This is a genomic window from Bordetella petrii (genome assembly GCF_020991325.1).
Taxonomy (GTDB): domain Bacteria; phylum Pseudomonadota; class Gammaproteobacteria; order Burkholderiales; family Burkholderiaceae_B; genus Bordetella_A; species Bordetella_A petrii_E.
The window spans coordinates 33,870-42,426 of record NZ_JAJMLX010000009.1 but is presented as its reverse complement, the minus strand read 5'-3'; the positions used below and the strand labels follow the sequence as shown (position 1 = coordinate 42,426).

Genomic DNA, 8,557 nt, shown 5'->3' with positions numbered 1-8,557 from the left:
CCACGGCGGATGCGGAATCCGAGCCCTCGGGCGGGCACGGCTGCCTGGACGCCGACCTGCGCTGGACACAGGCAAGCGTCGAACAGGCCGTGCTGCTGCAAGGCCACCATGCGCCGCTGGCGGACCTGGCGGCCACCGCCAGCGCCGGCCTGATCGCCGGCGCCCTGGAACGCATTCTGCACCTGACCGTGGAATACGCCAACCAGCGTTCGCAGTTCGGCAAGCCCATAGGACGCTTCCAGGCAGTGCAGCAGCAGATCAGCGTGCTGGCCGAACACGTGTGGTCGGTGCGCACGGCGGCGCAACTGGCATTCCAAAGCTCCGACTGGAAACCTCGGCCCATGCTGGCCGCCCTGGGCAAGGCGCGCGCCAGCGCGGCCGTGCCGGTTGCCGCCGACATCGCCCATGCCGTGCACGGTGCCATCGGCGTCACCGCCGAATACGATCTGCAGTGCTATACCCGCCGCCTGCGCGAATGGCGCCGGGCCGGCGGCAGCGAAACCTACTGGCAGGCGCGCGTCGGGGCGGATGCCCTGGCCGCCACCGACGTGGCGGCGCTGGACTACGTACGCGAAAACCTGTTCGGCATGGTCGAGTGAACATGCGCCACCGCCACGCCGCGGTTCGTTCCGGCGCTGCCGCCTGAGCCACGCCCATGAACCAGGCCGTGATCCTCGAGTCCCATGGTGGCCCGGACGTGCTGCGGCTGGCGGCCACCCCCCTGCCCCCGCCCTCGGACGGCGAGGTGACGATATCGCACCGCGTGGTGGGCATCAACGTGGTCGACCTGCATTACCGCAGCGGCGCGTATCCCCACGCCTTGCCGCACGGCCTGGGTTTCGAGGCAGCGGGGGTGATTGAATGCGTGGGCCGCGACGTGGCGGGCCTGCGCGCCGGCGACCGCGTGGCCTATGCCACCGGGCCCCTGGGCGCATACGCGCAGGCGCGCAACCTGCCCGCCCGCCACGTCATCAAGCTGCCGCCCGACATCGGTTTCGACGCCGCCATGGCTATCCTGTACAAGGGCCTGAGCGTGCAGTATCTGTTTCGCCAGGCCTACCGCCTGCAGGCCGGCGAAACCGTGCTGTTCCACGCCGCGGCCAGCGGCATCGGGCTGCTTGCCTGCCAATGGGCCCGGCTGCTGGGCGTGAAACTGATCGGCACCGTCCACGGGGCGGCCCAGGCATCGCTGGCGCGCGAACAGGGCGCATGGCGCGTGGTGGACACTCGCCATGAAGACGCGGTGGCACGCGTCATGATGCTGACCGACGGAGCCGGCGTGGCTGCCGTGTATGACGGCGTGGGACGCGACACCTGGACCATTTCGCTGGCCTGCCTGCGGCCGCGCGGGCTGCTGGTCAGTTTCGACGATGCTTCCGGCCCGGTCGCGGGGGTGGCGCTGTCGGCCCTGCAGCCGAAGTCGCTGTATCTCGCGCCCACCAGCCTGGCCGCCTACCTGGACACGCCCCGGCGCCTGCAGGCGGCCGCCGCTGAACTGTTCAAACATATGCGCGCCAGGACGCTGCACGCGCACATTCCCCGCCACTATCCCCTGTCGCAGGCCGGCCAGGCCCACGCCGAGCTGGAAAAGAACAGTATTGCCGCCGCGGTATTAATACCCGGCTAGACCTGGAGACCGTCATGTCGAACGCTGTACGCATCACCGCGCTGCATACCCGGCTTGCCAAGATTCCGTTGCCGCGCCCGCTCAAGACTTCCATACACCATATCGCCGATGTCTGCTGCCTGCTGGTCTCGGTGGAAACCGATGCCGGCATCACCGGCGAGGGCTACGGCTTCTGCTTCAGCCCGGAACGCCTGGCCGCCATTGCGCAGTTCACGGAATCGCTGGCGCCCCTGGTCATCGGCCGCGACCCTCACGATGTGGAGGCATTGTGGGAGGACTTCCAGCGCAGCTGCAATTTCTACGGGCAGGCCGGCGTGTCCATCCTGGCCTACCATCCCATCGACGTCGCTTGCTGGGACATCGTGGGCAAGCAGGCCGGGCAGCCCTTGTACAAGCTGTTTGGCGCGCACCGCGATCGAGTCCCCGTCTATGCCAGCGCGGGCCTGTGGCTGTCGTCCAGCCGCGATGAACTGCAAGCCGAGGCGCGGCAGTTCCTGGCGCAGGGCTTCAAGGCCATGAAGATGCGCCTGGGTTCGCCTGACTGGAAGGAGGACGTGGCGCGCGTCGAGGCCGTGCGCGATGCCATCGGCGATGACATCACGCTGATGGCCGACGCCAACCAGGGCCTGGACCTGACGCGCGCCTTGCGGCTGGGCCGCGAGTTGGCGCGCTTCGACCTGGCGTGGTTCGAGGAACCCGTGCCCACCTGGGACGATGACAGCGCGGCCGAAATCCGGCGCCGCCTGCCCATGCCCCTGGCCAGCGGAGAAACCGAATACACGCGCTATGGCATACGCCGCATGGCCCGCGCCCAGGCAGCCGGGGTATTCATGCCCGACCTGCAGCGCATGGGCGGCTACACCGAAATGCTGAAAGCCGTGCGCTACCTGGCCGCGCACGACCTGCCCGTGGCACCCCATATTTTCACGGAACACAGCCTGCATATCGTGGCGTCGGCCGGCAATGCCACCTGGGCCGAACACATGCCGTGGTTCGAGCCCCTGTTCCACGAACGCATGGACATCGATGCCGACGGCTGCGTGGCCGTGCCCCGGCAGGGCGGCGCCGGCTTCACGTTCAACTGGGACCGCATCGACCCCTACCTGATTACCCCGCGCTCGGCCGGCGGCAACTGAGCCCGGGCAGGCGCGCGCGATAGCGCCCGCCGTATTCCGCCGCATTCCACTCGTTCGAGAAGTGGACAAAACAAACGGAGACAAACATGAACCTTGCCAAGACACTTGCTGTGCCTGTTCTTTGCCTGACCGCGCTGGCGCCTGGATGGGCGCACGCTGCCGACCAGAAAACCGACCCCATCCGCATCGGCTGGTTGTCGTCCCTGACCGGGCCGCTGTCGTCGGCCGCCATTGCCGAGAACCAGGGCGTGCAGTTCGCGGTAGAAGAAATCAACAAGGCCGGAGGCATCAACGGGCGCAAGCTGGAACTGATCACCCGCGATACGGCGGGCGACCCCACCAAGGCCGTCAACTACGCCAAGCAGCTGGCGTACGACGACGAAGTGGCGTTCGTGATCGGCCCGGTGAATTCGGGCGAGTCGCTGGCCACGGTGCCCATCCTGGCCAAGGCCGACATTCCCAACCTGATCATCGGCACGGTGGACGAGCTGACCAACCCCAAGAAATACCCCCTGGCCTTCCGCGTGATCAATACCAATGAACAATGGATCACGTCGGCCAATGACTACGCCCTGAATGTGCTGAAGAAAAAGAAAATCGCCGTGCTGGGCGACACGACCGGCTACGGCACCTCGTCGGCCAAGCGGGCCGCCGCGCTGCTGGAGCAGGCGGGCATCAAGCCCGTGTACTCGGCCCTGATCGACCCCAACAAAACCAGCGTCAACGACGACATCGAAAAGGCGCGCGCCGCCGGCGCCGATGTGATCATGCCGTGGTCGGCCGCCACCGGACTGCTGGCGCGCATCCTGAATGCCCGCGGCGACCTGCAATGGGACGTGCCCGTGGTGGGCCACCCCGCCTTGATGGGCTTGCCTATCCGCGACCTGCTGAACAAGCCCTCGTACTGGGACAACACCTACGCCGCCGGCTACGCCAGCACGACGTACGACGCCACGGGCAAGTTGCCCGAGGCCACGGTGGCGCTGATGGATGCCATTCGTCCCAAGCTGGGCGGCAAGATCGATTTCACCTTCTGGTGGGTGGCCCTGGGCTACGACACGGTGAAGATCATCGAGCATGCCGTCAAGCAGACCGGCGGCACCGATCCGGAAGAGGTGCGCAAAGTACTGGAAAGCACCGGCAAGCTGCCGGGCGTATACGCCAGCTATACCTGGAGCGCCAGCAACCACAATGGCTTCCCGGATTCCGCCATGGTGGTGAACCGCGCCAATACCTTCAAGGACGGCAGTTTCGACCTGGCTCCCCGATAAACGTCCGTACTGCAGAGGAGTATCGCTATGCTGACCGTCCTGGTCACCGGCCTGGCGATCGGCGCGCTTTATGCCGCCGCCGCCCTGGCCTACAACGTGATGTATTCCACTTCCAAGGTGCTCAGTATCACCACCGGCCATTTGTTCATGGTCAGCAGCGTCATGGGGGCCTGGCTGATGGGCGACCTGGGCCTGCCCTGGCCCGTGGGCCTGGCCGGCGCGGTGGCGGTGGCCATCGTGTTCGGCCTGGTGACCGAGGCCGTGGCCATCCGCCGCATTCTCGCCCGCTCGGATGAGCACCTGTGGTTGCTGAGCACGCTGGCGCTGGCCACCATCGTGCAGCAGGCGGTGGGCCTGTGGTGGGGCACCGAGCCCCGCGCATTCCCCCGCCTGATCCCGCAGGAATTCACCGCCGGCGTCTGGGACCAGAAATACTGGCTGCCCATCGGCTGCGTGGCGCTGCTGGCGCTGGGCCTGGACCAGTTCTACCGGCGCACCCTGTTCGGCAAGGTATTCCTGGCCGTGGCCGAAGACGCTTACGCCGCGCGGGCGCGCGGCATTTCCACCGAACGGGTGCGGGCTTTTTCCTACGCCCTGGCGGGGCTGCTGGGCGGGTTGGTGGGTTTTGCCGCCGGCCAGCTGACGTTCGCGTTCTTCGCCCTGGGCCTGACGCTGACCCTGTATGGATTCATCGCCCTGGCCGCGGGCGGCCTGGGCAGCAATGTGGGGGCCATCGTGGGCGGACTGACGCTGGGCCTGCTCAGCACGTTCGCGGCCTATTTTTTCGGCGGCGAATACCAGCAGACCATCGCGGTGGGCTTGTTGATGGTGTTTCTCTTGATCAAACCCGAGGGCCTGTTTGGCAACAAACAGGTGCGCCAAGTATGAAGACGGAACGCTCTTCCCAATGGCCGCTGGCCGTGGGCCTGCTGTTGCTGGCCACGCTGCCCTTCTGGGCGGGCAACGCCTACCAGTTGCATGTCGCCACGCTGATCGGCACGTACTGGATCCTGATCGCCAGCCTGAACCTGGTGGTGGGCTATACCGGGCTGCTGTCCATCGGGCACGTGGGCCTGCTGGCCATCGGCGCCTACACCTTTGCCATCCTGACCGGACACCATGACGTCGGCCCCTGGCTGGCCATGGCGGCGTCGGCCGTGCTGTGCGGGGCCTGCGGGTTTCTGCTGGGCCTGCCCTCGCTTCGCCTGCCGGGTTTCTATTTTGCGATGGCGACCATGGCGTTCGCGCTGATGGTGACGGAATTCTCGCTGGCCCGCGACGATCTTACCGGCGGCGGCGCGGGGATCAGCGTCGCCTCTTTCGACGCGCCCTTCGACAGCCCATCGGGCCTGTACTGGCTGGTGGCCGGCGTGGCGGCCTTCGTCAGTTGGCTGGTATGGAACCTGACGCGTTTTTCCTGGGGCCGCGCCATGATCGCGCTGCGCGACAGCACCGTCACCGCGGCCGCGACGGGCGTGCCGGTTTTCCGCGTGAAGCTGGCAGTATTCACATTCAGCGGCATCACCGCGGGTGTCGCCGGCGCCCTGTTCGCCTCGCTGCAAAGCTACATCACGCCGGAGACCTTTGTCTTCGAACTCAGTCTGTTCTTCTTCGTGTGCATTGTGATCGGCGGACGCGGCGTCATCATGGGGCCGTTCGTCGGCACGATCGTGCTGGCCGCCTTGCCGGAGCTGGTGGCTCCCCTGGCGCGCTGGGGACAGCTGTTTTATGGCGTGCTGCTGCTGCTGGTGGTGCTGCTGGCCCCCGAAGGCATAGGCAGCATCGTGCGGGTGCTGCGCGACAAATTCCGGCCGCGCAAACCCGAACAGCACGTGGTCGCCCCCGACCTGCCCCGCCTGCTGGCCGCCGTGCGCGAAGGACGATCCTCATGAACCAGCTCAGCGCAGACAAGGTCACCAAGCGTTTCGGCAGCGTCGTCGCCGTAGACAGCGTGTCATTGACGCTCGCGGAAGGCGAGATCCACGGGCTGATCGGCCCGAATGGCAGCGGCAAGACGACCCTGCTCAATTTGTTGTCGGGCTACTACCCGGCCGACGCGGGCGCGTTGAGCCTGGACGGCGCGCCGATCACGCAGGCTTCGGTGCAGCGCCGCGCGTTGAGCGGGATTGCGCGCACGTTCCAGAAGCCGCGCCTGCTGGGCAGCCTGAGCGCCTGGCAGAACGTGATGCTGGGCAACTGGAAACACAGCAACGCCGGCTTCCTGCAAACCGCGCTGGCCCTGCCCGGCATGCGCCGCCGCGAGCGCCAGGCGCGCGAGCTCGCCTATGAAATGCTGTGCGGCGTGGGGCTGGAACGCGTGGCCGAACGGCCCGCCAACATGCTGGACCATGCCGAACAGCGCTTTCTGGAAATCGCGCGCGGCCTGGCCATGAAGCCGCGCTTCATCCTGCTGGACGAACCCGCGGGCGGCCTGACCGAGCACGAAATCGAACAGTTGTCGCGCATCGTGGCCACGCTGCGCGAGGCCGGCATCGGCGTGCTGATCGTCGAGCACCATACTGATTTCGTGTTCAGGCTGTGCGACCGGGTCACCACCCTGAACCTGGGCCGCATGATCGCCCACGGCGCTCCGGCCGATGTGCGCGGCAACGCGGAAGTCATTCGTGTCTACCTGGGAGCCTGATGATGCCCAACGATGAACGTACCCACGGTTCGGCGCCCGTCCTGCTGGAGGTGTCCGGGCTTCAAGTCGCCTACGGCAAGGCCCGGGTCGTGCACGGCGTGGACCTGAAAGTGCACCAGGGCGAGTTCGTGGTCATGCTGGGCCGCAATGGCGCCGGCAAGACGTCCATGCTGCACGCGCTGGCCGGCCTGATCCCCAAGCGGGCCGGCAAGGTGACCTTCAAAGGCCAGGACATCACGCTTGCGGATACACGCAAGACGGTGCGCGCCGGCATCAACGTGGTGCTGGAAGGGCACCGCGTTTTCACCGGCCTTACGGTGGAAGACAATCTGCTGCTGGGAACCTACGCCACCCACCGCCACGGCGACCGCAGCCGCCTGCCGCGCATCTACGAACTGTTCCCCGAACTCGCGGAAAAGCGGCTGCAGCCGGCCTCGCGCCTGAGCGGGGGGCAGCAACAGATTCTGGCCGTGGCCCAGGGCGTGATCGCCGAGCCGGCATTATTGATTCTGGACGAGCCTTCCGGCGGGCTGGCCCCGCTGGTGGTAGACCGCATCCTGACCGTGGCCAAGGACCTGACCCGCACCGGCATGGCGGTCTTGCTGGTAGAGCAACTGGTGAAGGAAGCCTTGCGTTTCGCCGACTATTGCTATTTGGTCGAAACCGGCAATATCGGCGGCGCGGGCACGCCGGCGGAGGTACAGGCCGGCGAACTTATCCAACGCATTTACCTGGGCGGCCGCGCCGAGCCGGCCGCCCGCTCCGAAGGAGCCGCAACATGAAGATCACCGCGATCGAACCCATTGTGGTTTCCATTCCCTATCGCCACGATGGCCCTCCCACGGGGTTTGGCGGCACGGTGTGGGCGCAGCTGAATTACCTGCTGGTCAAGGTCAGCACGGACGACGGCCTGGTCGGCTGGGGCGAGGCGTTCGGCTACAACGCCATTCCCGCCACCCGGGCCGCGCTGGAGAATATCGTGGGCCCGCTGGCCTTGGGCAAGGAGGCCGGCGATATCCTGCAATTGATGGAAGACCTGAAGCGCCCGCTGCACATCTTCGGGCGCAACGGGCCGGTCATGTATGCGTTGTCGGGGCTGGACATCGCCCTGTGGGACTTGGCAGGCAAACGCGCCAACCTACCAGTATGCCAAATGCTGGGGGCGGGTTCGCGCCGCTCGATCGCGGCCTATACCAGCCTGATGCGGCTGCACCAGCCCGCCACCGTCGCCACGGCCTGCGAACGCGCGCTGGAACGCGGATTCCGCCGCCTGAAGCTGCACGAGGTCACCGTACCCGCGGTGGCCGCGGCGCGCCAGGCGTTGGGACCAGACGTCGACCTGATGCTGGACGTGAACTGCGCCTGGCCCGCCGACGAGGCGCTGCGCATGGCGCGCCAGCTGGAACCCTACGGCCTGAAGTGGCTGGAAGAGCCCGTGTGGCCGCCGGAGGACGTGGCGGGCATGGCCCGGCTGCAGCGCGAGGCACGCATCCCACTGGCCGCCGGGGAGAACATCGGCAACGCCTGGGCATTCCAGCCGTGGGCCGAGGCCGGCGTGCTGGACTATTTTCAACCCAGCATCACCAAGGTGGGCGGCATCACCGAGTTCCGCGCCGTGGCCGAACTGGCCAGCCGCCACGGCCGCGCCGTAGCGCCGCATTCGCCGTATTTCGGCCCGGGCCTGCTGGCCACCCTGCAGATGGCGGCGCTGTACCCGCACATCGGGGGCGTCGAGCTGTTCGGCGTACAGCTTGAAACCGGCCTGTTCGGCGATGTGGGCCTGCCCGGCCCCGATGGGCAGATCGCCATTCCGCAAGGCCCCGGCCTGGGCTGCGACCCGGACCCCGCCGTGCTGGCCCGCTACCGCGTCTAGGGCCTG

The 8,557-nt window shown here is 67.2% G+C and carries 9 protein-coding genes; all 9 read left to right on the top strand.

The window, feature by feature from the left end:
* A partial coding sequence (locus tag LPZ50_RS02280; protein WP_268903146.1) for an acyl-CoA dehydrogenase family protein occupies positions 1 to 599 on the top strand: 599 nt, incomplete at its 5' end.
* 56 nt (positions 600 to 655) lie between these two features.
* Positions 656 to 1,627, top strand: a complete 972-nt coding sequence (locus LPZ50_RS02275; RefSeq protein ID WP_230657077.1) for a quinone oxidoreductase family protein — start codon at positions 656 to 658, stop codon at positions 1,625 to 1,627.
* A gap of 14 nt (positions 1,628 to 1,641) precedes the next feature.
* On the top strand, positions 1,642 to 2,763 hold the full coding sequence (locus tag LPZ50_RS02270; protein WP_230657075.1) for a mandelate racemase/muconate lactonizing enzyme family protein: 1,122 nt from the start codon (positions 1,642 to 1,644) through the stop codon (positions 2,761 to 2,763).
* Between the two features lie 86 nt (positions 2,764 to 2,849).
* Positions 2,850 to 4,034, top strand: a complete 1,185-nt coding sequence (locus LPZ50_RS02265) for an ABC transporter substrate-binding protein (RefSeq protein ID WP_230657073.1) — start codon at positions 2,850 to 2,852, stop codon at positions 4,032 to 4,034.
* A 27-nt stretch (positions 4,035 to 4,061) separates the two neighbouring features.
* Positions 4,062 to 4,922 (top strand): branched-chain amino acid ABC transporter permease, encoded by an 861-nt coding sequence (locus tag LPZ50_RS02260; protein ID WP_230657071.1) that lies wholly within the window; start codon positions 4,062 to 4,064, stop codon positions 4,920 to 4,922.
* On the top strand, positions 4,919 to 5,926 hold the full coding sequence (locus LPZ50_RS02255; RefSeq protein ID WP_230657069.1) for a branched-chain amino acid ABC transporter permease: 1,008 nt from the start codon (positions 4,919 to 4,921) through the stop codon (positions 5,924 to 5,926). The genes LPZ50_RS02260 and LPZ50_RS02255 overlap by 4 nt, the downstream gene beginning before the upstream one ends.
* A complete protein-coding gene (locus LPZ50_RS02250; protein ID WP_230657066.1) occupies positions 5,923 to 6,678 on the top strand; it encodes an ABC transporter ATP-binding protein in 756 nt (251 codons plus the stop codon). The genes LPZ50_RS02255 and LPZ50_RS02250 overlap by 4 nt, the downstream gene beginning before the upstream one ends.
* Positions 6,678 to 7,460: an ABC transporter ATP-binding protein gene (locus tag LPZ50_RS02245; protein ID WP_230657061.1), complete on the top strand. Its 783-nt coding sequence runs from the start codon at positions 6,678 to 6,680 to the stop codon at positions 7,458 to 7,460. Before LPZ50_RS02250 ends, LPZ50_RS02245 begins: the two co-directional genes overlap by 1 nt.
* Entirely contained in the window at positions 7,457 to 8,551 is a 1,095-nt protein-coding gene (locus LPZ50_RS02240; protein ID WP_230657059.1) for a mandelate racemase/muconate lactonizing enzyme family protein, read from the top strand. The genes LPZ50_RS02245 and LPZ50_RS02240 overlap by 4 nt, the downstream gene beginning before the upstream one ends.
* The last annotated feature ends 6 nt before the right edge of the window (positions 8,552 to 8,557 follow it).

Coding starts and splice junctions, on each gene's coding strand:
- LPZ50_RS02275 (WP_230657077.1), top strand. CDS start 656: ATGAACCAGGCCGTGATCCTCGAGTCCCATGGTGGCCCGGACGTGCTG.
- LPZ50_RS02270 (WP_230657075.1), top strand. CDS start 1,642: ATGTCGAACGCTGTACGCATCACCGCGCTGCATACCCGGCTTGCCAAG.
- LPZ50_RS02265 (WP_230657073.1), top strand. CDS start 2,850: ATGAACCTTGCCAAGACACTTGCTGTGCCTGTTCTTTGCCTGACCGCG.
- LPZ50_RS02260 (WP_230657071.1), top strand. CDS start 4,062: ATGCTGACCGTCCTGGTCACCGGCCTGGCGATCGGCGCGCTTTATGCC.
- LPZ50_RS02255 (WP_230657069.1), top strand. CDS start 4,919: ATGAAGACGGAACGCTCTTCCCAATGGCCGCTGGCCGTGGGCCTGCTG.
- LPZ50_RS02250 (WP_230657066.1), top strand. CDS start 5,923: ATGAACCAGCTCAGCGCAGACAAGGTCACCAAGCGTTTCGGCAGCGTC.
- LPZ50_RS02245 (WP_230657061.1), top strand. CDS start 6,678: ATGATGCCCAACGATGAACGTACCCACGGTTCGGCGCCCGTCCTGCTG.
- LPZ50_RS02240 (WP_230657059.1), top strand. CDS start 7,457: ATGAAGATCACCGCGATCGAACCCATTGTGGTTTCCATTCCCTATCGC.